Raw genomic sequence first — 25630 nt, 5'->3', positions numbered from 1 at the left:
CCCGAGCTATGGATGGCTGAGCCGCGCCACCGCGACCGCGCGAATGTCGGCGGCCTTGGCCTTTTCATTGCCGGTCAGGGCAAAGTCCGCCTCGTCCAGCAGCAGCACCCGGCGCGGTACCTTGAAGCTGGCCATGCGCGCCTTGAGATGGGCGATCAGGTCGCTTTCCGTCACCCGCGCGCCATCGACCGGGACGATGCAGGCGACCACCATCTCGCCCAGCAGATCATCGGGCACGCCGACCGTCTGGCTGCGCTTGACGCCGGGGAAGGTGGCGATCGCCGCGTCCACTTCCTCCGGCGCGACATTGGCGCCCCCGGTCTTGATCATGTCGGTCAGGCGCCCTTCCCAGAAGAAGCGCCCCTGTTCGTCCACCCGACCACCGTCGCCGGTGCGGTAATAGCCTTCCGCGTCGAAACATTCTTCCGGCGCCTTGCCCAGATAGGCGGTCATCAGGGTCGGCCCCTTGATGCACATTTCGCCAGGCTGGCCGACCGGCAGGATCGCGCGGGTCAGCGGATCGACGATCTTCAGGCTGTTGCCAGGCAGCGGCGCGCCCGCACTGCCGCCATAATCCGCGTCGGACGTGTCCGCATCGAACGCCGTGCAGATCGTCATCGTCTCGGTCGTGCCGAACGCCCAGGGCGTGGTCCAGTCGGTCTGCACGGTGGGATGCTCGCCGATCCGTTCGCCCTTGGTCACATATTTGAGGCTGGAAAGGTCCGCGCGCGCCCAATTTTCCGCCGCCTGCACCCGCGCCCATTGGTGCGGCCGCCCGGTGAGGAAGGTGACGCGCTCCTGCTCGATCACATCCAGCGCCGCGGCGGCATCGAACACCGGTTGCAGCACCGCCGTCCCGCCGGTCGACAGCGCGGTGCCGATCACCAGGCTGATATTGCCCGACCAGAACAGGCCGTTGCCGGTCCAGCTCACCACCGGTTCGCGCATCGCAAAGACGCGCGGCCAGCGCCACCACTGGATGCAGAAGGCGCGCTGGGCATGGACGATGCCCTTGGGCAGGCTGGTGGTGCCGGACGAGAAGAAGATGCCGCCATGGTCGGACGGGGTGACGGTGGCGGCGCGCTGCGCCACCTGCGCATCGGGCACCGCCGCGCCGCTGGCGAGAAAAGCATCCCAGCCTTCATAGCCCGGCGCTGGCGGATCGGCATCGGTCACGCTGTCGAGCTGGACCAGACGATGGAGAAACGGCCCCTTGTCGATGCCGGCCAGCATGGCGGCAAAATCCTTCTTCATCACCCGCGTGTCGAAGAGGAGGATGCCGATCGCCGAGGTCTGGACCAGATGGCTCAGTTCCTCCGCGCTTGAAAAGCTGCTGAGTGCCACGGTCACGCCGCCTGCCATCGCGATGCCAAAGACGCTGGCGAGATATTCGGGCCGGTTCGCCATCAGCACGCCGACCCGGCCATCCTTGCCGAGGCCGGCCGCGATCAGCGCCCTGGCCACCGCGACGGACCGGGCGTGGAGTTCGTCATAGCTCCAGCAGATGCGCCGATCCGCCGTGCGCATCACGACCGCATCCCGCGCGCCGTGCCGCGCCCGCACCATGTCGAGATAGGCCGGGATGGTCTGCACGCTCTGCCCCGGCTCCTGCGCCAGCGACGTCCCATGGACCAGCGAAAGCGGCGCGCTCAATAGGGCAACTCCACCTGCGCCGTGCCCTTCAATATCTCCTCGCCATCCTGGGTGGTCATCACCGTGCGGACCTTGACCACCGGCATGCCGAAGGGGGACCGGTCGATCTTTTCCACCACCTCGCCATCGACCCAGGTGACATCGCCCTCGAACGCGGGGGAACGGAACTGGGTCTTGCTGTGCCAGACATAGCCGCCATGGCCGGCCCAATAGGCGACCGTGTCGAGATGCCAGGCATTCATCGACGCGCCATAGCCATAGGCGCCGCCCATGCCGACATTCTCTGCCTTCTCGGCATTGATATGGCCCGATGACGGGCCGTGATAGAGGCCATCACCCATGCGCGGGTCGATCTTGCGTGCGTCATGGTCGTAGCTCATGTCGGCGCCGAAGCCGGCATCCTCGGTCGCGGGATCATGAATGCCTTCGGGCGCGTCCCACGCCCAAGTCCCCCAGATATTCTGGCGATGGGCGCGGCATTCATTGGCGAAGCTCACCACCGAATGCGGCCCGATCACCCGGCGCGGCAGCCGGTCTCCGACCTTTACATCGCCATAGGCAGGCGAATGGCCGTCGCGGTTGGACAATATCCAGTCGTGGCGCGCCTTGTGAATCTCCGCCAGTTCCGCCTTGGTCCAGCGCCGGGGACTGCGCTTCTCCTTGGCATAGACGCCGCGCTTGTTCGCTTCATCGACCAGATAGCGGATCGCGGTCGCCTGTTCCTTGGCCACCAGCGCGCCATGCTGGTTGCGGTGGATCGTGTCGCCGCGCGCGAACATGGTCGGGCCGGCAAAGCCGGTCTCGGCAATCGAATAGCCGTCGAAGCGGCGGCTCTGCACCAGCTTGTCGCCGGGGCGAACGGGGGTGCCGTAGAACCACCATTCCTCCCCCGCAAAGATCAGATGCGTGCCCGGCACCTTGCCGACGCAGGCCGGGTGGCAGCCATGGCCATAGTCCATCGCCACGGTGAAGCTCTGCGGCGCGACGATGCCGCCGAAGCGGGAGGCGCGGGCGAAATTCTCGTCCCAATGAATCGGGTTGGGATAGTCCATCGCCTGCACCCAGCGACGAATGTCGGTCGCATTGCAGGCGTCCCACATCTCGGCGAAGATCACCGGCTTGCCGACCCACTGGTCGACGTCGCTGGTATCCAGCGTCAGCTTGCTGTCCTGCACATCCATATCGGCCATGATGTCCTACCCGATCACTTGCGGCGCGCCGGTGCCGAGATAGTCGGCCAGCACGCGGTGGAAATTGATGATCGCCCGTTCCTCGACCGGGCTGGGTCGCAGCCCGTCGCAGCCGCGCGAGCGCAGGCCCCGCTGCACCGCGCCCATGTTGGAGAAGTCCTGGCACAGCACCTTGCGCCAGCTTGCCTCGTCCATGTCGGGCCTGTGGAGATTGGCGGGTCGCGGCTCGGTGCCTTCGGGGAAGCGTTCGAGCGTATAGACCTCGAAGATGCAGCGATCGGGATCATGGCCATCGGGCCGGGCGCGATAGCAGAGCGCGAAGGTCGGCCCGTGGATGATCACCGTGTTGGGGAAGATGTGCCAGACATTGCCCGCCGCCGCGAAATGGGCCGGGTCGATGCGCGGCCAGGCGACACCGCGCCTGGCATCCTCCTCCACCGTGCGGCGCATCAAATGCATCTGCACCTCGGCCGGCGGCGTCCCTTCGGGCAGTTCCTCGACCAGCAGATTGGCGACCCGCACCATCGTCTCGGTGGTGGTGCCGTTCACTTCCTCCCACAGCTGGTTGAGCGAATCCGCCAGCCCCTGGCGCATGTCGGCCGCGCCGGCCGCCCCGGCGGTCGCACCGCCCGTGCCCTCGCGCGCCTGCGACCCGAACACGCCATGGAAGCCACGCCCGTCGCTCCAGGTCGGCTTGGGCGAATATTTGGTCAGTTGCGGATGGGTGCCCGCGACATGATAGCCCTCGTTGAACGCCTCGATCGCGACCTTCCAGTTGCAGGGGAAATGCAGCCACTGGCGCCAGCGATAGCGCATCTGCTCCAGCTCGAACGGGTCGAGCATCGATGCCGCCGGCTCCAGATAGTCACGCAGCGGCGGCGCGTCCGGGTCCATGCAGACGAACAGCCAGCCGCCCCAGCTGTCGACGCGCACGTCGCGCAGGCGCAGATCATCGGCCTTCAGGCAGTCGCCCCAGGCATCCTTGCGGACCACGCCGACATTATTGCCGTCCAGATCCCAGCTCCAGGCATGGAAGGGGCAGACCAGCCGCTTCGCATGGCCGCACCCTTCGGTCAGTTGCCGGCCACGATGGCGGCAGACGTTGAAATAGGCGGCAATCCGGTCGGGCGCGGCGCGCACGACGATGATCGAGTCATCGACAATGTCATAGGTGACATAGTCGCCGACCTCCGGAATTTCCTCTTCCCGACAGGCGACCTGCCAGACTTTGGGCCATAGTTTCGCGGCCTCGGCATCGGCATAGGATTGCGAGACATAGGCGGTGTTGCCGATCAGGACCGGCGGTTGGGTGATGTTGCCCTGCATGGTCATGCGCCCCTCCCGCTCAATGCAGCGCAACCGGCGGCGGCGGCGCAGCCTCCGCGCGATAGTCGCTGGGGTTGCGGGCATAGACGCGCTTGAACATGCGGCTGAAATGGGCCGGGCTTTTGAAGCCGACGGCATAGGCGATCTCGCTGATCGAGATGCTGGCCGCGTCCGATCGCGCCATCCAGGCCCGCGCCTGTTCCAGCCGGCGCTGCCAGATCAGGTCGGAAAAGCTGGTGCCATTCTGCTTGAGCAGGGTGGTGAGATAGCGCGGCGAAATGCCGCAGCCCTTGGCCGTCATCGCGGCGGACAGGCCCGGATCGGACAGATGGACCTCGACGAAGCGGCGCACATCGGCAAAGCGCTTCTCCGCGACGGAAGGGCGCGGCGGCACCGCGCGCACATCATGGCGCAGCCCCTGGCCGATCACCGCCAGCGCCGCTTCCACCAGCGTCCGCGTGGTTTCCTCCGCCACATCCGCGTCGCGCTGGAACAGGCCGGCCAGGATGCCATCGGCGATCCCCAGTTCCGCCCTCTGCATCGGCAGCAATATGCCCGCCCCGGCATCGCAATCGACGAAGCCGCGCAGCACATGGGTCGGCACCGTCACATGCAGCACCTCATGCACGCCCTGCGCATCGGGCTGGCATTCGATCAGGAAGGGCGCGGTCGAGCGCGTCATCAGGAAATCGCCATATTGGGCGGCGCGGCTACCAAGCTGGTTGGAAAAGACCAGTCGACCGCGTTTCACGAACCACAGGACGGTAAGGTCCGTGCCATCCTCGCGGATATGCTGGCGGGTGCGGCGGAAGAAGAGGCGGGTGGCCGATCGCAGCAGGATCGCCGCGCTGGGACCGGCGGGCTTGCGCCGTGCCTCCACATCGATGATGGAGCCTTCCTCCATCCAGTAATCGCCGCGATAATATTCCTGCTCGCGTTCGCCGCGAAACAGGTGCTGGCATTCGCGATAATTGCCCCGGTCGAGGCTGAAGAGCGTTTCGATCATCGCATCCGCTCCTTTCAGCGCTGTGCCCGGCCGGCGCGGCTCAGCCGCCATTCCGGGGGGTAGTTGAGGTCATTATTCTTGACGGTATGGGCGATGCCCTGGTCGAAGCCGCCGGCGCCCAGATCGATATCGGTCGGCCGGTCGCTCTTCATCAGCGGCAGCATGCCTTCCAGCCAGCCGGTGAGCAGGCTGCCCATATATTCGCCGCGATATTGCTTATAGGCCTCGATGAAGGTCTTTTGCGCGACCACCACGTCGAGCGGCCGGGTGCGGGCGCAGGCATCGGCATATTTGTCGGTCTCCGCCTCCAGCGCGTCGCGCGGCACGACGGCGTTGACGAAGTTGCAGTCCATCATCTCGGCGGCGGTGAAGGGCCGGCCGGTGAACAGCATTTCGGAAAAGCGGCGGATGCCGACCATTTCCAGCCATTGCCACATGCGCGGCCCCCAGCCGGCATAGCGGAAGGAGGGATGGCCAAAGAGCGCATCGTCGGACGAGACGATCAGGTCAGCGTCGGCGCACTGGTAGAAATGCCAGCCATAGCAATAGCCCTTGGCCTCCACGATGCTGATCTTCTTGAATTCCTGCAGCGGCCGGTTGCCGGCATAGCCCTTGGCATAATGGTCGGTCAGGCCGTGAAGGAAGCGATAGGAACCGGGCGGCGGATAGCGCACGTCGGGATCGTCAATCTCCAGGTCGGGCAGGAAATCATCATCCTCTCCCGGATGCAGATACATGTCGCCATGTTCGTTGATGTCGCCGCCCGATCCCAGATCCTGGCCGGCGCCGCGGATCACCAGCACCTTCACATCATCGTCGATATTCGCCTTGTGGACGATCTCGCCGAACAGCAGGCGCATGCCGATCGTGGTCGTATTGGCCTTGCCCGGCCGGTCGAAGGTGACGGTCGCGATCTTGCGCGCCCGGTCCTTCTCATAATGCACGAACTGCGCCGCCTCGCGCTTGAGCGCTGCCGCGCTTGCCCTGGCCATGCCGCTCTCTCCCGTCTTTCTTATGCCCGGCAGGCTGGCACGGGGCGGCGATGGCGTATTGGCATTAGGCGCAGGTTTATCGATATGATATGCAGCGACGCAACAAGCAGACAGGCAGGCGCGCGATGGAGGAGCAGGATTTTTTCTTCGGGCTGGAAGGCCCGCTGGAGGCGGCGCCGGCCGCCGGCCAGATGCGCGCGGCCAATCTGCGCGGCTTTTCCGACTATGTCCGCGCGCGCGGTGGGGGGCCGCGCCGCATTCTGGCCCAGCATGGCCTCGACCCGATGGTGCTGGCCGATCCCGACAGCCATATCGCCTGCCAGCAGGTGGCGGCGATGTTCGAATATTGCAGCCTGCTGTTCGACGATCCGCTGTTCGGCCTGCACCTTGCCGCCACCCAGGATGCCGACATTTTCGGCAGCGTCACCGCCGTCTGCCGCGCCGCGCCCGATCTGCGCGCCGCGATCGCCAGCCTGATCCGCTACCTGCCGGTCGCCCATTCGCCCGAGGCGCAGCTGGAACTGGTGGACGATGGCGGCATGGCCGAACTGCGCTGGGTGGTCGGCGCCGATCTCGGCTTCAACGACCAGGCCAATTATCAGGCGATGATGCTGATCCTGCTGCTGTTGCGGACCGTCAGCGGACAGCGCTTCCGTGCCGCCTGGGTGCAATTTTCCGCCGACCCCAGCCCACGCGATCTGATCGAGATAGAGGCGTTGCTGGGCACGGCCGTCCGCCCGCGCGCGCCGGGCAGCGCGATCGGCTTTTCCGCCGCCTTGCTCGACCTGCCGATCGCAACGGCCAATCGGCTGACCTATCGGCTGGTCGGCGGCTATCTGGGCCGGCTGCGCCTGTTCAACCATGCCGACATGGCGGAACGGGCGCGATCCTATGTGCGCGGCGCGCTGCCGGCGGGGACATGTGCGATCGAGCGCTGCGCCGACCGGATGGGCCTGTCGGTGCGGACGCTGCAAAGCCGGCTGGCCGCCCATGGCCTGCATTTCAGCGATCTGGTCGAGGAACAGCGCGAACAGCTCGCCCGCATCTATCTGCGCCAGACGCCGATGCCGATCGACGAGGTGGCGGAGCGGCTGGGCTATGCCGAACAGACCAGCTTCGGCCGCGCCTTCAAACGCTGGACCGGCCAGACGCCACGGCAATTCCGACAAGGCTAGCGCAGCAGGCGCACCCAGGCATCGGACAGCGCGTCGAGACCGAAATGATCGATCCGGTCGCCGGGACGGATCGCGGTGGCAAGATCCAGTTGCCGTGCCAGCGCATCGGCCATCGCCGCCGTATCGGCCGGGTCCACCAGCAGGCCGCACCGTCCATCATCGAGCAGGTCGGCTGCATTGCCCGCGCTGCGCGACGCAACGATCGGCACATCCACGGCCATCGCCTCCAGCAACACATTGGGCGATCCTTCCCACCAGCTGGGCAGGATGAAGGCATCGGCATGGGCCAGCCAGGGAAAGACATTGTCGACCGTGCCGGGCAGGTCGATATGCGCGGCCACGCCCAACGCCGCCGCCTGCGCGCGCAGGCTGTCGCAGGCGCGGTCGCGACTTTCGCCTAGGATGATGAGGCGCGCCGGCCTTTGCCCCCGCAGGATCGCGAAGGCGGCAAGCAGGGTGGCGAAATTCTTCTGCGGTGCCAGCCGGCCGATCGCCAGGATCACCGGCGGCGTGCGCCCCATCCAGCGATGCGGCACCGGCCCGTCCGCCAGGAAGCGGGCGGCATCGGCGTCGATGCCATTGGGGATCACCGCCACCTTGCCCGCCCGCGCCGCGCCGGCAAAAGCAGGCGTATCCGCCAAGGTCGGCGACACCAGCACCAGATGATCGGCGTCGCGCGCCAGCAGCCGCGCCATCGCGGTGCGGCTGAGGCGCCCGAGCCCACCTGATGGCGCCCCCGCCGCATTGCGCATGACGTCGTTGCTGATGCGATAGATGCGCCGCACGTCGCGCAGCCCCTGGCTCGCTGCCCAGGCGGTGCCATGGCCATGATTGCCCGCCGAAATCAGCGTCGCCCGCCCCCGCGATCGCAGATGCCGCCGCAGCGCCGCGATCGCCTGCACCTTTTCGCGCGGGCGCGACGGGTTTGGCCCGGCCAGCAGCGCATGATGCGGCACGCCGGTCACGCCCTCGCCGCCCGGCAGCGCCGTCACCAGTTCGACCGCCAGACCGCGCGCCGCCAGTTCGGCGGCCAGGATACGGACATTGCGCACCACGCCGGTCGCGGCCAGCGCATGGACATAGAGGATGATCACGCCCGGCGTGGGTCGCGCTCGATCGCGCCGGCCGCCTGCCAGCGCTGCGGCGGCAGATGGCGCAGATGATGGCAATAGAGCGCGCCCAGCCGGCTGTCGGCCAGTCCCCGGCCGCTCACCAGTTGCATGATGTCGGTGCCGGGGTTCCAGTTGCCCTCCACCAGCACCGGGCCGTCCGGCGTCAGGCCAACATCCCAACCGATCACGGTAAAGCCCGATCGAAAGGCGAGATGCGCCCGCAACGCCAGCGCCACGGCGGCATCCAGATCAGGCACCGGCCAGCCGCTGACAAGTGCGCCGGTCAGCGGATGCCGGTCGCAGCAGATCGGCGCGCCGTCCGGTCCCGCCTGCCATACCGGACCGCAGCGCCCGTCGGCGTCGATCGACAGCACCAGATTGCCGGCGTTGAAATTATCCACAGGGCGCCCGCCCCCGGCGGACAGTCGAAGCGCCAGCGCGCAGGCCTCGGGCGTGCCGACCTCGTCCAGGCAGGTGACGACCCGCAAGGTCGGCAGCGCGCCCGGCGAGATGTCTGCCAACGCTTCATGGGTGGCCAGGCAGCGCTGGATCACCCCGCCGGCCGCCCACAGCGCCAGCAGGCGCGCGCGCAGCGCATCGTCGGCGATCGGTCCTTCGGCCCCTTCCCAGCGTCCGCCCTTTTTCTCGAAGCGCACAACCCCCTGCCCCTTGGAACGATAGCTGGGCTTGGCGATGATGACGCTCTGGCCATTTAGCCAACTGGCGATGTCGCTCGCCTCCAGTTCGAAACTGTCGGGCAACGGCAATCCCGCCGCCACGGCTTGCCGGGCGAAAAGCTGCTTGTTCTTGAGCGGATTGGCCTCGGCCGGGAAGGCGCCGGGATTGAGCAGCCGATGCAATCCCTTGCGATCGCGCATGCTGAGCCCCTGCGCCCGCACCGCATCGCACAGCAGGCGCCGTTCCGATGCGGCCCAGCCACTGCGCCCGCTCGCCGCGATCAGCCGCGCAACCGTTCGCCGGCCCAGCGGCCAGTGGCGACGCAACCCGTCATGATAGGCCGCCAGCAGGATATTGCCGTCGGCCGGGGGCAACGCGCGCAACGTGAACAAGGGTCAGGCCGCCTCGACCCGCGCCAGCCGCCGCTCCAGCAATTCGCTTGCCACGCCATGGCTGCGCGCATTGTCGACGTCGATCGCGACCGCGCCGTCGCTCAGGATCACCGGCGCGATCACCATGCGGAAGCGGCGGGAGAAACGCGCAAAGGCCTGGCCCAGCGTGCCGATGCCGAAGCGGAAACGGATCAGATTGATCAGGCCGAAGGCGCCGATGATGCGCATCGGATGCTTCACGAACTGCCCGCCCGAGCGGAAGGTTTCGGCCGCCGCCAGCGCCTTTGCATCCTTCAGCCAATAGGTGTTACAGTTGGAAAATTCGTCGTCGGCGAAGCGATAGAATTTCCGCTGCCCCTGCGGATGAGCCGCCAGCACCGACGCTCGGCGGGTGAAGGCGACGGCGGCGTTCGCGCCCTGCGCGGCGCACCCGTCCAGCATCTCGGCTAGGGCATCGGGCGTCAGCAGCACATTGTCGGCGGTGGTGATAAGCAACGGGAAGCGGGCGCCATCGGCCGCCGCCAGCACGGAATCGACCAGATTGGGCCGGGCAGGAATAGCCACCAGCCGCCCGGTGTTCCGCAGTCCGCGCAGTTGCGGCAGCGCGTCGAGCACCGCCACATCCTCGATCGCGACCCGGATTTCGCCGATGCGCGGGCTGGCCGCCAGCGCCTCGATCACATGGACCAGCATCGGCTGGCCAGCGACCGGGACAAGGCATTTATGCGTGACATCTGCTGCCAGCGCGAGCGGATCGGTCGCTCCATCGCGCTTGCCGGCCAATACCAGTGCCGTCGCTGTCCCCGGCATCAGGCAGCCTCCAGCACCGGCATTTCGGTCAGCAGGCCATGCCGGGCCAGGCTGTGCGCGACGATGGTTTCGACCAGGCTCTGATGATCGACGCCGATCGACGCGGCCGAGCGCGAGATCGTCTTCTTCGACCAGAGATTGCAGGAGAGGTTCACTTCCATGAACAGCAACTCGCCCGACGCCGGGTCATAGCGATACTCGAACCGGCCATAGTCGAACGGCCAGAGTTCGGGCAGCAGGCGGCGGGTCATGTCCTCCAGCCGCGCCCGCAGGTCATGGTCCTCGACCAGGATCAGCGGATCGTCGCCGGTATCGATCAGGCCGCGCTTTTCCTCATAGCTGCGCTCGCGATGCGGATCGGCCGGCACATACATCATCGGCGGGAGAATCCAGGGCTGGCCACCGCTGCCGCCGACGACCGGCACGGCCACGTCGAGCAAAGGCGCCCAGGCCTCGACCAGCACATCATGGCCCAGGCCATGGAGATGATCGGCATGGGCATGGGCCTCCGCCCAGCTGTCGACCATCGCGAGGCCCCAGGAGGCCGAGGAGGCGTTGGGCTTCACCACCAGCCGTTCCGCCTGGAATTCCGGACCGGCCGGCATGGCGCCCCGGCGCAGGATTCGCGCCGGCATGGTCGGCACGCCATGGGCGCGGGCGATCAGCTTGGAAAGATATTTGTCGTCCGACACGCCGCGCACGATCGGGCTTGCGCCCAGGAACGGCACGCCGCGCCAGGACAGCAGGAGCGGCGCCAGCATCTCGCTATTCTGGAAGCCGCCGCGATTGAGCAGGGTGACGACGAAGTCGACATCCGGCTTGTCGAACAGCGCATCATAGCTGTCGGCGGCCGCGACATGGAGGCCGATCGCCTCCAGCGTCGATCGCATCTCATGATGATAGACGGCATGATTGCCATCCACGCTGTCGGCCCCGCCGCCCTTGCAGGCATGCTTGGCCAGGAACAGGAGGCGCAGCCGGGCCTTGTCGGCCGGGGAGATGCGCATGCAACGGTCGATCGGGTTCAGCATGGCGCCGCAATAACGCGCGCCCGTTACGCTGGATTGACGGTGCGATGACGCCGAAGGGACGAAGACGGGTCAGGGCCGTGACGGCTTCATGACCGGGCGATGTCAAACCCGTCGCAGATCAGGACTGGACCATCTGAACCGCCACCGCCTCGGCCACCTTGATGCCGTCGATCGCCGCCGAGAGGATACCCCCGGCATAGCCCGCGCCCTCGCCCGCCGGGTAGAGGCCGGCAACGTTGAGGCTCTGAAAATCCTTGCCGCGCGTGATGCGGATCGGCGAGGAGGTGCGGGTTTCCACGCCGGTCATCACCGCGTCGGGATCGTCATAGCGGGCGATCTGGCGACCAAAGGCGGGCAGCGCCTCATGAAACGCCTCGATCACATAATCGGGCAGGCAAAGCGACAGGTCGGTCGGCGTGACCCCCGGCTTGTAGGAGGGCACGACCGATCCCAGCTGGGTCGAAGGCCGACGCGCGAGGAAATCGCCGACCGTTTGCCCCGGCGCCCAGTAGGAAGAACCGCCCGCGACATAGGCCAGGCTTTCCCAATGGCGCTGCAGTTCGATCCCGGCCAATGGCCCCTCGGGGAAGTCGCGCGCCGGATCGATGCCGACGACCAGCCCCGAATTGGCGTTGAATTCGGCGCGGCTATACTGGCTCATGCCGTTGGTGACGACGCGCCCTTCTTCGGAGGTCGCGGCAACCACCCGGCCACCCGGACACATGCAGAAGCTGTAGACGGTCCGCCCATTGGCGCAATGATGGGCGAGGCTATAGGCCGCCGCCCCAAGATCGGGATGACCGGCACAATTGCCATAGCGCGCCTTGTCGACCCAGCTTTGCGGATGCTCGATCCGCACGCCGATCGAGAAGGGCTTGGGCTCGATATGCACGCCCTTGCCGTGTAGCATCTCGAAGGTCGGGCGAGCGCTGTGGCCCACTGCCATCACAACATGATCCGCCTCGATCACGCTGCCGTCATGCAGGACCAGCCCGCGCAGCTTCTGCGTGCCGTCGCCCTGTCGTTCCAGCACCAGATCGTCGACGCGGTGCTGCCAGCGATATTCGCCGCCCAGCGACTCGATCTGCTTGCGCATCGCTTCGACCATCGAGACCAGGCGGAAGGTGCCGATATGGGGGTGCGCCTCCCACAAGATATCGTCAGGCGCGCCGGCGGCGACAAACTCCTCCAGCACCTTGCGGCCCAGGAAGCGGGGATCCTTCACCCGGCAATAGAGCTTGCCGTCGGAGAAGGTGCCGGCGCCGCCCTCGCCGAACTGGACGTTGGAATCGGGGTTGAGTTCGGCCCGGCGCCACAGGCCCCAGGTGTCCTTGGTCCGCTCGCGCACCACCTTGCCGCGATCCAGGATGATCGGCTTGAACCCCATCTGCGCCAGGATCAGGCCGGCGAACAGGCCGCACGGCCCCGCCCCGATCACCACCGGGCGCTTGCCCTGCCAGCCGTCGGGCACATGGGCGACGAACTTGTAGCTGGTGTCGGGCGTCGGCCGGACATCATGGTCCTTGGCAAAGCGCTCCAGCACCGCGACCTCGTCGGCCACGTCGATGTCGAGCGTGTAGACCAGCTGGATCGCGCTGCGGCGGCGCGCATCATTGCCGCGCCGCACGACGCTGTGGCCAAGCAATTGCTGCGGCTCCAGCCCCAGGCGTTCGCAGATGGCGACGGGCATCGCCTCGGCCGGATGGTCGAGGGGCAGTTTCAAACCGGAAAGACGGATCATGGCGCCGCCCATAGTCGCAAATCGCCCGAAATGCTATTCCCGCAGGCCGTGGCACGGCCGATCGTCCTGCGCATCTTCTGACCTTGACGTAAACGTAAACCCGTCATAGTCTTTGCTCATGAACACGCGCACCAGCATTGCCGGCATCGAGCTTCCCGATGACCGTGACCAGCAGAGCTACAGCATCACCGACCTCAGCGAGGAGTTCGGCGTCACCGCCCGTGCCCTGCGCTTCTATGAGGATGAAGGACTGATCGCACCGGAGCGCCAGGGCCTGGCCCGCGTCTATTCGCGCCGCGACCGCGCCCGCCTTGCCTGGATCCTGCGCGGCAAGCGCGTGGGCTTCAGCCTGAACGATATTCGCGAGATGATCGACCTCTATGACGCCGACGAGGGTCATGAGGAACAGCGCCGTGTGACGATCGACAAGTGCCGCGCGCGCATCGACCTCCTGACCCGCCAGAAGGACGATATCGATGCCGCCATCGCCGAACTGGCGAGCTTCATCGGAACGATCGAGAAATAAGCCGGAGCCGCATCGTCGGCTCCCCCGCAGCAGAACAAAAACGCCTGGAGAAGATTCATGCCCAGCTACAACGCCCCTGTCCGCGACACCCGCTTCGTGCTCGACCATGTCGTCGGGCTGGATCGCTACGCCAATCTGCCCGGTTTCGAGAATGCGACCCCCGATCTGGTCGAGGCGATCCTGACCGAAGGCGGCAAGATCGCGTCGGAAGTGCTGTTCCCGATCAACGCCGTGGGCGACAAGGAAGGCTGTACCCGTCATGCCGACGGCAGCGTCACCACGCCGACCGGTTTCAAGGCGGCCTATGACCAGTTTGTCGAGGGCGGCTGGACCACGCTGCACGCGCCGACCGAATTTGGCGGCCAGGGCCTGCCCAATGTCGTCGCCACCGCCGTCACCGAATATGTGCTGTCGGCCAACCAGGCGTTCGAAATGTATCATGGCCTGACCGCCGGCGCGATCGCCGCGCTGATCGCCAAGGGCAGCGACGAGCAGAAGGCCACCTATCTGCCCAACATGGTGTCGGGCGTCTGGACCGGCACGATGAACCTGACCGAGCCGCATTCAGGCACTGACCTCGGCCTCATCAAGACCAAGGCCGTGCCGAACGGGGATGGCAGCTTCGCGATCAGCGGCACCAAGATCTTCATCTCGGCCGGCGAACATGACCTGGCGGAGAATATCATCCACCTCGTCCTCGCCAAGACGCCGGGTGCGCCCGACAGCAGCAAGGGCATCTCGCTGTTCGTCGTGCCCAAGTTCATCGTCAACGAAGACGGCTCGCTGGGCGACCGCAATGCCGTGTCCTGCGGCTCGCTCGAGCACAAGATGGGCATCCACGGCAACGCCACCTGTGTCATGAACTATGACGGCGCCAAGGGCTGGCTGGTCGGCGAGGAGAATAAGGGCCTGGCCGCCATGTTCATCATGATGAACGCCGCCCGGCTGGGCGTCGGCCTGCAGGGCCTGGGCCAGGGCGAAATCGCGTTCCAGAACGCCGTCCATTATGCCAAGGACCGTCGCCAGGGCCGCGCGCTCACCGGCCCCAAGGAGCCGGAAGAAAAGGCCGACACGCTGTTCGTCCATCCCGATGTCCGCCGCATGCTGATGGAAGGCAAGGCGCTGACCGAAGGCCTGCGCGCGCTGATCCTGTGGGGCGCATTGCAGCATGACTTGTCGCACAGCGCCGCGACCGAGGAAGAGCGCCAGGCGGCCGACGATCTGCTGCAGCTGCTGACCCCGGTGATCAAGGGCTATGGCACCGACAAGGGCTTCGACGTTGCGGTGTCGAGCCAGCAGGTGTTCGGCGGCCATGGCTATATCTGGGAAAATGGCGTCGAGCAGTATGTCCGCGACGCCCGCATTGCCCAGATCTACGAAGGCACCAATGGTGTGCAGGCGATGGACCTGGTCGGCCGCAAGCTGCCGATGAATGGCGGTCGCGCGCTCCAGGCCTTCCTCAAGATCCTGGCCACCGAAATCGCCGAGGCCAAGACCAATGAGAAGCTGGCGAGCTTCGCCGATGCGCTCGAAAAGGCCAAGGGCCAGCTCGAAGCGGCGACCATGTGGCTGATGCAGAACGCGATGAAGAACCCCGACAATGCCGGGGCCGGCGCGCATCATTACATGCATATCCTGGGCATCGTCGCCACCGGCCTGATGTGGCTGCGCATGGCGAAGGCCGCCACCGGCCTGCTCGACGCGGGCGAGGGCGATGCCGGCTTCCTGGAAGCCAAGCTGGTCACCGCGCGCTTCTTTGCCGAGCGCATCATGCCCGACGCCGGTTCGCTCCGTCGCAAGATCGAGGGCGGCGCCGACACGCTGATGGCGCTCGACCCGGACATGTTCCTGGCGGCCTAATCAGCCTTAATCCCGCCCTGCCGTGCCTTCGGGCCGGGAGGGCGGGCATTCGCCGATGCGCCGGCCGTTGAGCAGATAGCGCGTTTCGTCGCGAAAGCGCTCCATTTCGGTCGTCGCGAGCATCATTCCCTCGATTGTCTCGGCGGACAATATCGCACTCAGGCGCATGTCGGTGCTGCCATAGCGCGACGGACAGGAGCGGGTGACACTCAGCCGCCCCTCCTCCACCTCCATGCGCGCCATCATGCAGCCCTTGAGCCCCTCACGCTCGAAATGATCATCGACAAATTGCTGCAGCGTCTCCGCATCGCTGCGGCTGAGGCATAGCTGATAGCGATAGCCCGGCGGTGCCGGTGGCACACCACCTGGCCGTCGGGCACCGATGACCTTCCACCCCACCATCTGGCTGAACATCCGCCCCTTCTCGATCTCCCACAGACCCGGCCTGATCCGGTAGCGCGATCCGGTGACGAGGATGTCCGCATCCCGCTCGGCCGGCGGCAGGTTGATCTGCGGACCGGGCAGCGCGACCGAAGCGACCGGTTGTCGCGCCTGCTCCAGCGCAGCGGGACGAACAAGGACCACATCCTCCGCCTCCATATCCGCATCGACCAGCGCCGCGATCCGGTCGCTGACACAGGCCTGCGCCTCGCGCCGTCGGCCATGGCCATCGGCGACACACTGGCGCACGAACTCGCACATCGCCTGATCGACCCGATCCTCGCCGCTGCTGCGCGTGATCGTGCAGCGGACAAGATCGCGGCCGCGCACATCATAGTCGATACCGACCTTGCGCAGCTTGGCGGCGGTGACGACGATCGGTTCGTCCGCATCGGCCGCGACGAGCAACGAGGACAGAAGCATCAACGCGCCTATTGCGATCGGTCGCATGCCCCGCCTCTCCTGCTCTTTCCTTGGCCAAGGATCACCCGAAGCGCGCCGCCATGCAAGTCCGAACGAAGGCGCAACGATCGGCTCTGGCCCTGGCCCCTTTTCACCGATAGACAGGGATGATGGACAGCCCGCCGCCGGCACAGGATGTGATCCCCCACCGCCCGGTGCGGACGCTGGGGCTGGCCGCCTGCATCGCGCTGGTCATGGGCAATATGATCGGATCGGGCGTGTTCCTGCTGCCGGCCGCACTCGCGCCCTTCGGCTGGGATGCGGTCGCCGCCTGGGTCTTCACCATCGCCGGCTCCTTGATCCTGGCCTTCGTGATCGCCCGGCTGACCGTCGCCATGCCCGACGCCAATGCCGCGCAGATGAGCGCGCGCGCCTATGGCCCGCTGGCCGGCTTTGCGATCGGCTGGATCTACTGGCTGTCGATCATCATCACCAATGTCACGATCGCGGTCGCGGCCACCGCCAACCTGTCCAGCCTGTTGCCGGCGTTGAACCGGCCGGGCATGGGCGCGCTCTGTTCGATCGGCTTCATCTGGCTGACCACCGCGATCAACCTGCGCGGCGCCCATGCCGCCGGCACGGCGCAACTGGTAACGACGATCATCAAGGTCTTGCCGATCCTGGTCGTGCTGGTGCTGCTGGCGTTGACGATCGGGCGCGGCACGGCGGAAATCGTACCCTTCCCGACCCAGGGCTTTACCGGCAGCGGCATCACGGCAGCGGCGGCACTGACGCTGTGGGCACTGCTCGGCTTCGAATCCGCCTCGGTCGCGGCCGACAAGGTCAAGTATCCCGCCCGCACCGTGCCGCGCGCGACGATGATCGGCACGGCCGTCACCGGCCTGCTCTATCTGTTCGCCTGTTCCGGCATCGCCCTCACCCTGCCCGGCGCGGAAAGCCAGACCGGGTCGCCCTTCGGCGCCTATGTCACCCATTATTGGTCGGCCGGTCCCGCCAGCCTGATCGCGACCTTTGTCGTCATCAGCTGCCTTGGCGCGCTCAATGGCTGGACCCTGTTGCAGGGCGAGGTGCCACTGGCGATGGCGCGCGCAGGCGAGCTGCCGGTCTGGCTGGCGGGCACGGATGCGCGCGGTACGCCGGTGCGCGGACTGATACTGTCCAGCATCCTTGCCAGCCTGCTGCTGGTCGCCAACAGCCTGCAAGGGCTGGTGGCCTTGTTCACCGCCATGGCGCTGCTCGCGACATCGGCGACCCTGTGGCTCTATGTGGGCTGTGCGCTGGCCGCGCTGCGGCTGCGGATTGCAGTCCCCGCCGCAGCGGTCGGCCTCGCCTATGCCTGCTGGACTTTATGGGGCGCCGGCCTCATTCCCAGCGGCGCCAGCTTCCTGCTGATGGCGGGTGGCCTTCCCTTCTACTGGTGGGCGCGGCGCACCAGCGCCACGCCCTGACCAGCCAAGTGGGGAGGTTCAGTCCCCCCACAATTCCTTGAGCTTGCCGAAGAAGCCGCTCGATTGCGGGCATTCCTCGCCGGTTTCGGTCTCGCGGAAGGCTTCGAGCAGTTCGCGCTGCTTGGCCGTCAGCTTGGTCGGCGTCTCGACATCGACCTGGACGACCAGATCGCCCTGACCGCGCCCGTTCAGCACCGGCATGCCGGCGCCGCGCTGCTTGATCTGCTTGCCCGACTGGATGCCGCTCGGGATCTTGATCTCGTGCCGCTGGCCATCGAGGCCCGGCACTTCGATCATCCCGCCCAGCGCCGCCGTCGTGATGCTGACCGGCACGCGACAGAATAGCGTGGTGCCATCCCGTTCGAAGATGCTGTGCCGCTTCACATGCAGGAAGATGTAGAGGTCGCCCGCTGGCGCGCCGCGCGCACCGGCCTCGCCCTCACCCGACAGGCGAATGCGGGTGCCTTCGTCGACGCCCGCCGGGATATTGACCGACAGCGTCTTGGGCCGATCGACCCGGCCTTCGCCGCGACAGGATTTGCAGGGGCTTTCGATCACCTGGCCCGCGCCATGACAGCTGGGGCAGGTCCGTTCGACCACGAAGAAGCCCTGCTGTGCCCGCACCTGGCCATGGCCATGGCAGGTGCCGCAGGTCTTGACCCCGGTGCCCGGCTGGGCGCCCGAACCGTCGCAGCTGTCGCAGGCGGCCGAGACCTCGATCTGGATCTCGGTCTTCTTGCCGTGATAGGCTTCGTCCAGCGTGATTTCGAGATCATAGCGCAGGTCCGCGCCGCGACGCTGCTGCTGGCGTCCGCCACCACCGCCGCCAAAGCCGGCCTGGCCAAAGATCGTCTCGAAAATATCGCCAAGGTCGGAGAAACCACCGGCACCGCCGTGGAAGCCGCCGCCGCCGCCCTGTTGCTGCTGCTTGAACGCGGCATGACCGAACCGGTCATAGGCCGCCCGCTTCTGCGGATCCTTCAGGCAGTCATAGGCTTCGGAAACGGCCTTGAACTTGGCCTCGCTGTCGGTGCAGCCCCCGGTCTTGTCCGGGTGATATTTCATCGCCAGCTTGCGATAGGCGCTCTTGATCGCGGCCCCGTCGGCTGTGCGTTCTACTTCGAGCAGTTCGTAATAGTCGATTTCGGTCGTCATCTCGCCCTCGGCGCGCACGGTCCCCGGCCTCGCTCCGAACGGATGCACTGGTCAGAAACCAGCCTGTCCGCCCGAAGCGAAGTCGAGGAGCGTTTCATGGGGCTTACGCCTTGTTGTCGTCCACTTCGGAGAATTCGGCGTCGACGACGCCGTCATCGGCCTTCGGCGCTTCGGCCTCCGGCGAGGCTGCAGCAGCCTGCTCCTTCTCGTAGATCGCCTGGCCCAGCTTCATCGCGACGGTCGCGAGTTCCTGCGCCTTGGCCTTCATGGCTTCGGCGTCGCCGCCTTCGATCGCCGACTTGGTTTCGGCAATCGCGGCTTCGATCTCGCCCTTCAGCGACGCGTCCACCTTGTCGCCATGTTCGGCCAGCTGCGCCTCGGTCGTGTGGACCAGGCTTTCGGCGTTGTTCTTGGCTTCGGCCGCTTCACGACGCTTCTTGTCCTCTTCGGCGAAGCGCTCGGCATCCTTGACCATCTGGTCGATGTCGGAGTCGCTGAGGCCGCCCGAGGCCTGGATGCGGATCTGCTGTTCCTTGCCGGTGCCCTTGTCCTTGGCGGACACGTTGACCAGGCCGTTGGCGTCGATGTCGAAGGTGACTTCGATCTGCGGCACGCCGCGCGGCGCTGGCGGGATGCCGACCAGGTCGAACTGGCCGAGCAGCTTGTTGTCCGCCGCCATTTCACGCTCGCCCTGGAACACGCGGATGGTCACCGCCTGCTGATTGTCGTCGGCGGTCGAATAGACCTGCGACTTCTTGGCAGGGATGGTGGTGTTGCGGTCGATCATGCGGGTGAACACGCCACCCAGCGTCTCGATGCCCAGCGACAGCGGGGTCACGTCGAGCAGCAGCACGTCCTTGACGTCGCCCTGCAGCACGCCGGCCTGAATGGCGGCACCCATGGCGACGACTTCGTCCGGGTTCACGCCGGTGTGCGGTTCCTTGCCGAAGAATTCCTTCACGGCTTCGCGCACCTTGGGCATGCGGGTCATGCCGCCGACCAGGACGACTTCGCTGATTTCGCTGGCGGTCACGCCGGCGTCGGCCAGAGCCTTCTTGCAGGGCTCCATCGTGCGCTTAATGAGGTCGGCGACCAGACGCTCCAGATCGGCGCGGGTGATCGTCTTCACCAGATGCTTGGGACCATTCTGGTCCGCGGTGATGAAGGGCAGGTTGACTTCGGTCGACTGGGCCGAGGACAGTTCGATCTTCGCCTTTTCAGCGGCTTCCTTCAGACGCTGGAGGGCCAGCTTGTCCTTGGTGAGGTCGATGCTTTCCGCCTTCTTGAAGTCGGCAGCCAGATATTCCACCAGCTTGGCGTCGAAATCCTCGCCGCCCAGGAAGGTGTCGCCGTTGGTCGACTTCACTTCGAACACGCCATCGCCGATCTCCAGGATCGAGATGTCGAAGGTGCCGCCGCCAAGGTCATAGACGGCGATGGTCTTGCCGTCCTGCTTGTCGAGGCCATAAGCGAGCGCGGCCGCGGTCGGCTCGTTGATGATGCGCAGCACTTCAAGGCCCGCAATCTGGCCGGCGTCCTTGGTCGCCTGACGCTGGGCGTCGTTGAAGTAGGCGGGAACGGTGATGACCGCCTGCGTCACGGTTTCGCCCAGATAGCTCTCGGCGGTTTCCTTCATCTTCTGCAGGATGAAGGCGCTGATCTGCGACGGGCTATATTCCTCGCCACCGGCCTTGACCCAGGCGTCGCCGTTCGGGCCCTTCGCGATGTCGTAGGGGACGAGTTCCATGTCCTTCTTGGTCATGGGATCGTCGAAGCGGCGGCCGATCAGGCGCTTCACCGCGAAAATCGTGTTGTCCGGATTGGTGACAGCCTGGCGCTTGGCCGGCTGGCCGATCAGACGTTCGCCATCCTTGGCGAAGGCGACGATCGACGGCGTGGTGCGCGCACCTTCCGCATTCTCGATCACCTTGGGCTTACCGCCGTCCATCACAGCGATACAGCTGTTGGTGGTGCCAAGGTCGATACCGATAACTTTTGCCATTTGTGTCCTCTTTGAACCCCAAAATAAATTCAGCGGTTGACGGCCCCATACCTCACGTAAGCGCCAAGGCAAGGCCGGTTTGCGCAAGGGATATAGGCGCGCTTTCGCTTGGCACAAGGATCAGGCGCGATTAGTCAGGCATTGACCGGAAACGAGACAGTCACGGAGCCCTGATCCATGCGTGCGCCCCTTGCCCTTATTGCCCTCGCCGCGCCGCTGGCCCTTGCCGGCTGCGGCGACCCCGCGCCGAGCTATGTCGACCAGGCCTGGGTCCGGCTGTCGCCCAACAAGGATACGCCCTCGGCCGGCTATTTCGTGGCGCATGGCGGCGATGCCGGGGTGCAGTTGCGCGGGGTGATGACCGACTATGCGCTCAAGGTCGAGATGCATGAGAGCGTCGGCAAGGACGGCATGATGTCGATGCAGCCGATCGAAAGCGTCGACGTGCCGACCAAGGGCACGGTGGCCTTCGCACCGGGCGGCAAGCATCTGATGATCTGGGGCGTCAACGATACCGCGATCAGCCGGGGCAAGATGCAGCTGACCTTCCTGATGTCGAACGGCGACCGGTTGCTGGTCGATGCGGTGATCCGCAAGCCCGATGGCAGCGCACCGGCGGCGCCTGCCGCGGGCAATGCGACGGACGAGCATAAGGCGCATTGACCAGCCGCCCGCTGACACTTGAGGAGGCCGCGCTCTCCCGGACGATGTTCGGCGACGCGATCGCCTATGACCGGGTGCGGGTCCACAACCGGAAATGGTGGCCCTTCCAGCCTCGCGCCGTGACCATGGCGCCCGATGGCGACCTGTGGTTTCATCCCGAAGGCGGATTGTTCTGCGACGATTTCTGCGCCAGCCCGCTCAGCCTGCAGGGCCTGTTCATCCATGAAATGACCCATGTGTGGCAGGCGCAGCGATCGGGCAAATATTGGCTGCCGCTGATGCGCCACCCCTTCTGCCGTTATGATTATGCGATCGAGCCGGGCAAGCCCTTCGCCCGATATGGCATCGAGCAGCAGGCCGAGATCGTCCGCCATGCCTTCATCCTGCGCCAGGGTGGCCGGGTGGACGGCAAGCCGGGGATCGCGGTTTATGAGGCGCTGCTACCGTTCTCGACGGCATGAACTATCTTACAGATCGCTGCTTGTAAGCACAGCATGCCAACCCACCGCAACCAGCAGCAGGATCGACAGAACAAAGGCTGCAAGGACAGCGCAGCCGATCCGGCGCATAGTCCTTTTCACCCACCATGGCCGCTGCGGCAACCGTCGGGGACGACGCTGCGGCTGAGCGAGGCGGTGGAGAAGATATCCGCTTCGGGCAGGCTGTGGCTGTAGGTGAGGACCGCACTGGTCAGCCGCTCGGTCGCGTCGTCATTGGCGTCATGGATCGTCGCCGCGATGATCGCGCCGTCGTCGAGCACATCATAGGTGCGACGATTGCCGTCATCGGCGACCGCGATGCGGGATACGGGGCCATAGCGACCGCCGGTCTCCCGCCCCAGAAACTCCTTGGCGACCAGCTTGCGGTTGGCGTTGACGCCACAGGCGGCGGCCGCGAGTGACGGCGAAGTTGACACCTCTCCGGTACGTACATCCAGATGCTGCGCCTCCCCGGTCGCGCAATTGGCGACGATCCGGTCGCGCGGGGTTTCGACCCGGTGACGGTCGCCCTGATGATATTCGGCCGCCCACTCCTTGAGCTGCACTTCCTCGCTGGGCGTCACCACATTCCAGGTGCAGACCGCATATGTCGCTTTCGTTGTCCGCGTCAGCGCCAGCACCGCGTCCACATCTTCAGGGGGAGCCGCCGCCGTCAGCAACAAGGGCAGCAGGATCATCCCCTGACGTCCAACAGGTTTCCGCATCGCCGGCACCTCCTTGATCGATCGGCACCCAAGCTAGAGCCTGATCGCGCGCGCGCAATGGGCAAAGAAAAAGGGCGGACCAGATGGCCCGCCCTCTTCGGATTTCCGGCATGATGCCAGAGGCTTAGTATACGCGCGCCTTCGGCTTGATATACTCGGCCTCGTCGGTCATCGTGTAGTCGTGGACCGGACGATAATCGAGCGTCACCTTGCCGCCCGAACCACCCCAGCCTTCGAACCAGCTGATGGTGTGCTTCATCCAGTTTTCGTCGTCACGGTTCGGAAAATCCTCATGCGCATGGGCGCCGCGCGATTCCTTGCGGGCCTCGGCGCCTTCCATCGTGCAGATGGCCTGGCTCATGAGATTGTCCAGTTCGAGCGTCTCGATCAGGTCGGTGTTCCAGATCAGCGAACGGTCGGCGATCTTGACGTCCTGAAGGCGCTTGTTGACCGCCTGCATCTTGACGACGCCGTCGGCCAGCAATTCGCTGTCGCGGAACACGGCGGCATGCTTCTGCATGGTGCGCTGCATGTCCATGCGGATGTCCGCCGTCGAGGTGGTGCCGTTGGCGTTGCGATAGTGATCGAGGCGCGACAGCGCCAGATCGGCCGCATTGGCCGGCAGCGGCTTGTGCGGGGTGTTGGGCTTGAGATTGTCCTTGAGGAACAGGCCGGTCGCGCGGCCGAACACGACAAGGTCGATCAGCGAGTTGGAGCCAAGGCGGTTCGCGCCATGGACCGACACGCATGCCGCTTCACCGACCGCGAACAGGCCCGGCACCACGACTTCCGGATCGTCGCCAACCTTCGTCACCACCTGGCCATGATAGTTACAGGGGATGCCGCCCATATTATAATGGACCGTCGGGGTCACCGGCAGCGGCTGGCGGGTCAGGTCGACACCGGCAAAGATCTTGCCGCTTTCGGTGATGCCCGGCAGGCGCTCGGCCAGAACCTTGGGGTCGATATGGTCGAGGTGCAGGAAGATATGATCCTTGTGCTCGCCGACGCCGCGGCCCTCGCGCATTTCCATCGCCATCGAGCGCGACACGACGTCACGCGACGCCAGATCCTTCGCCGACGGGGCATAGCGTTCCATGAAACGCTCGCCTTCGGAATTGGTGAGGTAGCCGCCTTCGCCGCGCGCGCCTTCGGTGATCAGCACGCCCGCGCCATAGATGCCGGTCGGGTGGAACTGGACGAACTCCAGATCCTGCAGCGGCAGGCCGGCGCGCAGCACCATGCCGCCACCGTCGCCGGTGCAGCTATGGGCCGAAGTGGCCGAGAAATAGGCGCGGCCATAGCCACCGGTCGCCAGCACGACGGCATGGCTGCGGAAGCGGTGGATACTGCCATCTTCCATGCAGATGGCGATGACGCCGCGGCATTCCTTGCCGTTCGGGCCATCTTCCATGATCAGGTCGATGGCGAAATATTCGATGTAGAAGTCGGCGTCATACTTCAGGCTCTGCTGGTAGAGAGCGTGCAGCATGGCGTGGCCGGTACGGTCGGCGGCGGCGCAGGTGCGCTGCACCGGCGGGCCGGCGCCCATATTCTGCATGTGGCCGCCAAAGGGACGCTGATAGATGGTGCCGTCCTGGTTGCGGCTGAACGGCACGCCGGCATGTTCCAGCTCGATCACGGCCGCCGGCGCTTCGCGCACCATATATTCGATCGCGTCCTGGTCACCCAGCCAGTCCGACCCCTTGACGGTGTCGTACATGTGCCAGGTCCAGTGGTCGGGGCTGTTGTTGCCGAGCGAGGCGGCAATGCCGCCCTGCGCCGCCACGGTGTGGCTGCGGGTCGGGAACAGCTTGGTGATGCAGGCGGTCTTGAGACCCGCTTCGGCGCTGCCCATGGTGGCGCGCAGGCCCGAGCCGCCGGCACCCACGACGACGGTGTCGTAGGTATGGTCGATGATCTTGTAGGCTTCGCTCATTACTTGACGACCCCGATGAAGGCGATCTTGGCGATCGCGAAGACGCCCGCGGCAGCGCCGGCATAGGCATAGAAGTTCAGCAGCAGCATCGAGAAGAAGGCCAGGCCCTTGTCGTGGACATAGTCCTCCAGCATGACCTGCATGCCCAGGCGCAGATGCATGAAGATGCTGACGACCATCAGCATCAGCGGCACGGCGACCAGCGGATTGTGGATCCAGTTGACCACGCTCTCATAATCGAGGCCGGGCAGCGCGATCAGGCTGAAGAGCAGCCACAGCACCAGCAGCAGATTGCCGATGGCGGTGTAGCGCTGTGCCAGCCAGTGGTGCGCGCCATGCTTGGCCGAGCCAAGACCGCGGACGCGGCCGATTCCGGTTCCGGTACCCATCAGAATTTCCCCAGGCAGATCGCGGCCCAGAAGGCGGCGGTAGCGATCGTCGACAGCACGAAGGTCAGGATCGACCAGGTCTTGCTGGTCTTCAGGTCATAACCCGCACCCATGTCGAGCACGAAGTGACGCAGACCCGAGAAGAGATGCTGGAAGAAGAACCAGGACAGGCCCGCCATGACCAGATAGCCGATCGGCGAGGTCGCGCAGGTGACGAAGGTGGCATAGGCTTCCGGGCCGGTCGCAGCGGCCATCAGCCACCAGATGAGGCCAAGAGCACCGGCGGTGGCCAGGCCATTGCCCGTCACGCGGTGAATGATGGAGACGGCCATTGCCGGCCCCCATTTCCAGATCGTCAAATGCGGCGAGAGCGGCCGGCTTGTGGTTCGCGCCATGTCTACCCAGGTCCCTGCTATGTCCTTTGAGTCCGCTCCCCTTAGGAGCGAAGACGCCGAAGGGCAAGCCGCGCGGACC

General features: G+C 65.9%; 23 protein-coding genes. 6 read left to right on the top strand and 17 right to left on the bottom strand.

Features of this window, described 5'->3' with window-relative positions:
* Positions 1-6: 6 nt before the first annotated feature.
* From ACI6S0_RS22970 to ACI6S0_RS22950, 5 genes are read right to left on the bottom strand one after another with little or no spacing between them, the layout of a single operon-like run.
* Positions 7-1653 (bottom strand): class I adenylate-forming enzyme family protein, encoded by a 1647-nt coding sequence (locus tag ACI6S0_RS22970; protein ID WP_434404465.1) that lies wholly within the window; start codon positions 1651-1653, stop codon positions 7-9.
* Positions 1650-2843 carry an FAS1-like dehydratase domain-containing protein gene (locus ACI6S0_RS22965; protein ID WP_434404463.1) on the bottom strand — a complete coding sequence of 398 codons (1194 nt, stop codon included), beginning with the start codon at positions 2841-2843 and terminating at the stop codon, positions 1650-1652. The genes ACI6S0_RS22970 and ACI6S0_RS22965 overlap by 4 nt, the downstream gene beginning before the upstream one ends.
* Positions 2844-2849: 6 nt before the next feature.
* A complete protein-coding gene (locus ACI6S0_RS22960; protein ID WP_434404461.1) occupies positions 2850-4175 on the bottom strand; it encodes an aromatic ring-hydroxylating oxygenase subunit alpha in 1326 nt (441 codons plus the stop codon).
* A gap of 13 nt (positions 4176-4188) precedes the next feature.
* Entirely contained in the window at positions 4189-5175 is a 987-nt protein-coding gene (locus ACI6S0_RS22955; protein WP_434404460.1) for a helix-turn-helix domain-containing protein, read from the bottom strand.
* Between the two features lie 14 nt (positions 5176-5189).
* Positions 5190-6167, bottom strand: a complete 978-nt coding sequence (locus ACI6S0_RS22950; RefSeq protein WP_037515860.1) for an enoyl-CoA hydratase/isomerase family protein — start codon at positions 6165-6167, stop codon at positions 5190-5192.
* Positions 6168-6292: 125 nt separating this feature from the next.
* Here ACI6S0_RS22950 and ACI6S0_RS22945 point away from each other — a divergent pair, with 125 nt between their 5' ends.
* The gene (locus ACI6S0_RS22945; protein WP_434404459.1) at positions 6293-7342 is read left to right on the top strand and encodes an AraC family transcriptional regulator ligand-binding domain-containing protein; all 1050 of its coding nucleotides are present in this window, start codon (positions 6293-6295) and stop codon (positions 7340-7342) included.
* On the opposite strand, the gene ACI6S0_RS22940 is transcribed toward ACI6S0_RS22945, so the two are convergent.
* The 5 genes from ACI6S0_RS22940 to ACI6S0_RS22920 all read right to left on the bottom strand — a co-directional run bounded on the left by ACI6S0_RS22940 (position 7339) and on the right by ACI6S0_RS22920 (position 13106).
* Positions 7339-8436, bottom strand: a complete 1098-nt coding sequence (locus ACI6S0_RS22940; protein WP_434405997.1) for a glycosyltransferase — start codon at positions 8434-8436, stop codon at positions 7339-7341. The genes ACI6S0_RS22945 and ACI6S0_RS22940 overlap by 4 nt on opposite strands.
* On the bottom strand, positions 8433-9524 hold the full coding sequence (locus tag ACI6S0_RS22935) for a sugar-transfer associated ATP-grasp domain-containing protein (protein WP_434404458.1): 1092 nt from the start codon (positions 9522-9524) through the stop codon (positions 8433-8435). The genes ACI6S0_RS22940 and ACI6S0_RS22935 overlap by 4 nt, the downstream gene beginning before the upstream one ends.
* Before the next feature lie 3 nt (positions 9525-9527).
* Complete coding sequence (locus ACI6S0_RS22930; RefSeq protein ID WP_434404457.1) at positions 9528-10334, bottom strand: NTP transferase domain-containing protein; 807 nt, start codon at positions 10332-10334, stop codon at positions 9528-9530.
* On the bottom strand, positions 10334-11365 hold the full coding sequence (locus ACI6S0_RS22925; RefSeq protein ID WP_434404456.1) for a phosphoribosylglycinamide synthetase: 1032 nt from the start codon (positions 11363-11365) through the stop codon (positions 10334-10336). The genes ACI6S0_RS22930 and ACI6S0_RS22925 overlap by 1 nt, the downstream gene beginning before the upstream one ends.
* 118 nt (positions 11366-11483) lie before the next feature.
* Positions 11484-13106, bottom strand: a complete 1623-nt coding sequence (locus ACI6S0_RS22920; protein WP_434404455.1) for an FAD-dependent protein — start codon at positions 13104-13106, stop codon at positions 11484-11486.
* 118 nt (positions 13107-13224) lie between these two features.
* Between ACI6S0_RS22920 and ACI6S0_RS22915 the strand changes: the two genes are divergently transcribed.
* Both ACI6S0_RS22915 and ACI6S0_RS22910 read left to right on the top strand, forming a co-directional pair.
* The gene (locus ACI6S0_RS22915) at positions 13225-13632 is read left to right on the top strand and encodes a MerR family transcriptional regulator (RefSeq protein WP_004210206.1); all 408 of its coding nucleotides are present in this window, start codon (positions 13225-13227) and stop codon (positions 13630-13632) included.
* 57 nt (positions 13633-13689) lie between these two features.
* Positions 13690-15492: an acyl-CoA dehydrogenase C-terminal domain-containing protein gene (locus ACI6S0_RS22910; RefSeq protein ID WP_037506263.1), complete on the top strand. Its 1803-nt coding sequence runs from the start codon at positions 13690-13692 to the stop codon at positions 15490-15492.
* A gap of 6 nt (positions 15493-15498) precedes the next feature.
* Here the strand turns inward: ACI6S0_RS22910 and ACI6S0_RS22905 are convergent, their stop codons facing one another.
* Positions 15499-16383, bottom strand: coding sequence for a DUF3617 domain-containing protein (locus ACI6S0_RS22905; protein WP_434404454.1), 885 nt, complete (start codon positions 16381-16383; stop codon positions 15499-15501).
* 122 nt (positions 16384-16505) lie between these two features.
* Between ACI6S0_RS22905 and ACI6S0_RS22900 the strand changes: the two genes are divergently transcribed.
* Positions 16506-17804: an amino acid permease gene (locus ACI6S0_RS22900; RefSeq protein WP_434405996.1), complete on the top strand. Its 1299-nt coding sequence runs from the start codon at positions 16506-16508 to the stop codon at positions 17802-17804.
* An 18-nt stretch (positions 17805-17822) separates the two neighbouring features.
* Here the strand turns inward: ACI6S0_RS22900 and dnaJ are convergent, their stop codons facing one another.
* The gene (gene dnaJ / locus ACI6S0_RS22895; RefSeq protein ID WP_026108782.1) at positions 17823-18959 is read right to left on the bottom strand and encodes a molecular chaperone DnaJ; all 1137 of its coding nucleotides are present in this window, start codon (positions 18957-18959) and stop codon (positions 17823-17825) included.
* Positions 18960-19062: 103 nt separating this feature from the next.
* A complete protein-coding gene (gene dnaK / locus ACI6S0_RS22890; RefSeq protein WP_004210200.1) occupies positions 19063-20961 on the bottom strand; it encodes a molecular chaperone DnaK in 1899 nt (632 codons plus the stop codon).
* A gap of 177 nt (positions 20962-21138) precedes the next feature.
* Here dnaK and ACI6S0_RS22885 point away from each other — a divergent pair, with 177 nt between their 5' ends.
* Positions 21139-21624, top strand: coding sequence for a copper chaperone PCu(A)C (locus ACI6S0_RS22885; protein WP_434404453.1), 486 nt, complete (start codon positions 21139-21141; stop codon positions 21622-21624).
* Positions 21621-22085, top strand: a complete 465-nt coding sequence (locus tag ACI6S0_RS22880; RefSeq protein ID WP_434404452.1) for a vgr related protein — start codon at positions 21621-21623, stop codon at positions 22083-22085. Before ACI6S0_RS22885 ends, ACI6S0_RS22880 begins: the two co-directional genes overlap by 4 nt.
* A 116-nt stretch (positions 22086-22201) precedes the next feature.
* Here the strand turns inward: ACI6S0_RS22880 and ACI6S0_RS22875 are convergent, their stop codons facing one another.
* The 4 genes from ACI6S0_RS22875 to sdhC form a co-directional block, all read right to left on the bottom strand.
* Complete coding sequence (locus ACI6S0_RS22875; protein WP_434404451.1) at positions 22202-22828, bottom strand: hypothetical protein; 627 nt, start codon at positions 22826-22828, stop codon at positions 22202-22204.
* A gap of 124 nt (positions 22829-22952) precedes the next feature.
* On the bottom strand, positions 22953-24767 hold the full coding sequence (sdhA, locus tag ACI6S0_RS22870; protein WP_010339302.1) for a succinate dehydrogenase flavoprotein subunit: 1815 nt from the start codon (positions 24765-24767) through the stop codon (positions 22953-22955).
* Positions 24767-25156 carry a succinate dehydrogenase, hydrophobic membrane anchor protein gene (gene sdhD / locus ACI6S0_RS22865; RefSeq protein ID WP_004210192.1) on the bottom strand — a complete coding sequence of 130 codons (390 nt, stop codon included), beginning with the start codon at positions 25154-25156 and terminating at the stop codon, positions 24767-24769. The genes sdhA and sdhD overlap by 1 nt, the downstream gene beginning before the upstream one ends.
* Positions 25156-25551, bottom strand: coding sequence for a succinate dehydrogenase, cytochrome b556 subunit (gene sdhC / locus ACI6S0_RS22860; RefSeq protein ID WP_037490915.1), 396 nt, complete (start codon positions 25549-25551; stop codon positions 25156-25158). Before sdhC ends, sdhD begins: the two co-directional genes overlap by 1 nt.
* Between the last annotated feature and the right edge of the window lie 79 nt (positions 25552-25630).

The organism is Sphingobium sp. DN12 (assembly GCF_051058005.1).
GTDB lineage: Bacteria > Pseudomonadota > Alphaproteobacteria > Sphingomonadales > Sphingomonadaceae > Sphingobium > Sphingobium yanoikuyae.
This window is presented reverse-complemented; position numbering and strand designations above follow the sequence as displayed.

Bases quoted from the DNA above. Each gene is read 5' to 3' on its own strand.
- ACI6S0_RS22875 (WP_434404451.1), bottom strand. From the start codon at position 22,828: ATGCGGAAACCTGTTGGACGTCAGGGGATGATCCTGCTGCCCTTGTTG.
- sdhA (WP_010339302.1), bottom strand. From the start codon at position 24,767: ATGAGCGAAGCCTACAAGATCATCGACCATACCTACGACACCGTCGTC.
- ACI6S0_RS22965 (WP_434404463.1), bottom strand. From the start codon at position 2,843: ATGGCCGATATGGATGTGCAGGACAGCAAGCTGACGCTGGATACCAGC.
- sdhC (WP_037490915.1), bottom strand. From the start codon at position 25,551: ATGGCGCGAACCACAAGCCGGCCGCTCTCGCCGCATTTGACGATCTGG.
- ACI6S0_RS22905 (WP_434404454.1), bottom strand. From the start codon at position 16,383: ATGCGACCGATCGCAATAGGCGCGTTGATGCTTCTGTCCTCGTTGCTC.
- ACI6S0_RS22885 (WP_434404453.1), top strand. From the start codon at position 21,139: ATGCGTGCGCCCCTTGCCCTTATTGCCCTCGCCGCGCCGCTGGCCCTT.
- dnaK (WP_004210200.1), bottom strand. From the start codon at position 20,961: ATGGCAAAAGTTATCGGTATCGACCTTGGCACCACCAACAGCTGTATC.
- ACI6S0_RS22950 (WP_037515860.1), bottom strand. From the start codon at position 6,167: ATGGCCAGGGCAAGCGCGGCAGCGCTCAAGCGCGAGGCGGCGCAGTTC.
- ACI6S0_RS22960 (WP_434404461.1), bottom strand. From the start codon at position 4,175: ATGACCATGCAGGGCAACATCACCCAACCGCCGGTCCTGATCGGCAAC.
- ACI6S0_RS22910 (WP_037506263.1), top strand. From the start codon at position 13,690: ATGCCCAGCTACAACGCCCCTGTCCGCGACACCCGCTTCGTGCTCGAC.
- ACI6S0_RS22915 (WP_004210206.1), top strand. From the start codon at position 13,225: ATGAACACGCGCACCAGCATTGCCGGCATCGAGCTTCCCGATGACCGT.
- ACI6S0_RS22925 (WP_434404456.1), bottom strand. From the start codon at position 11,365: ATGCTGAACCCGATCGACCGTTGCATGCGCATCTCCCCGGCCGACAAG.
- ACI6S0_RS22930 (WP_434404457.1), bottom strand. From the start codon at position 10,334: ATGCCGGGGACAGCGACGGCACTGGTATTGGCCGGCAAGCGCGATGGA.
- ACI6S0_RS22900 (WP_434405996.1), top strand. From the start codon at position 16,506: ATGGACAGCCCGCCGCCGGCACAGGATGTGATCCCCCACCGCCCGGTG.
- ACI6S0_RS22920 (WP_434404455.1), bottom strand. From the start codon at position 13,106: ATGATCCGTCTTTCCGGTTTGAAACTGCCCCTCGACCATCCGGCCGAG.
- ACI6S0_RS22955 (WP_434404460.1), bottom strand. From the start codon at position 5,175: ATGATCGAAACGCTCTTCAGCCTCGACCGGGGCAATTATCGCGAATGC.
- ACI6S0_RS22945 (WP_434404459.1), top strand. From the start codon at position 6,293: ATGGAGGAGCAGGATTTTTTCTTCGGGCTGGAAGGCCCGCTGGAGGCG.
- dnaJ (WP_026108782.1), bottom strand. From the start codon at position 18,959: ATGACGACCGAAATCGACTATTACGAACTGCTCGAAGTAGAACGCACA.
- sdhD (WP_004210192.1), bottom strand. From the start codon at position 25,156: ATGGGTACCGGAACCGGAATCGGCCGCGTCCGCGGTCTTGGCTCGGCC.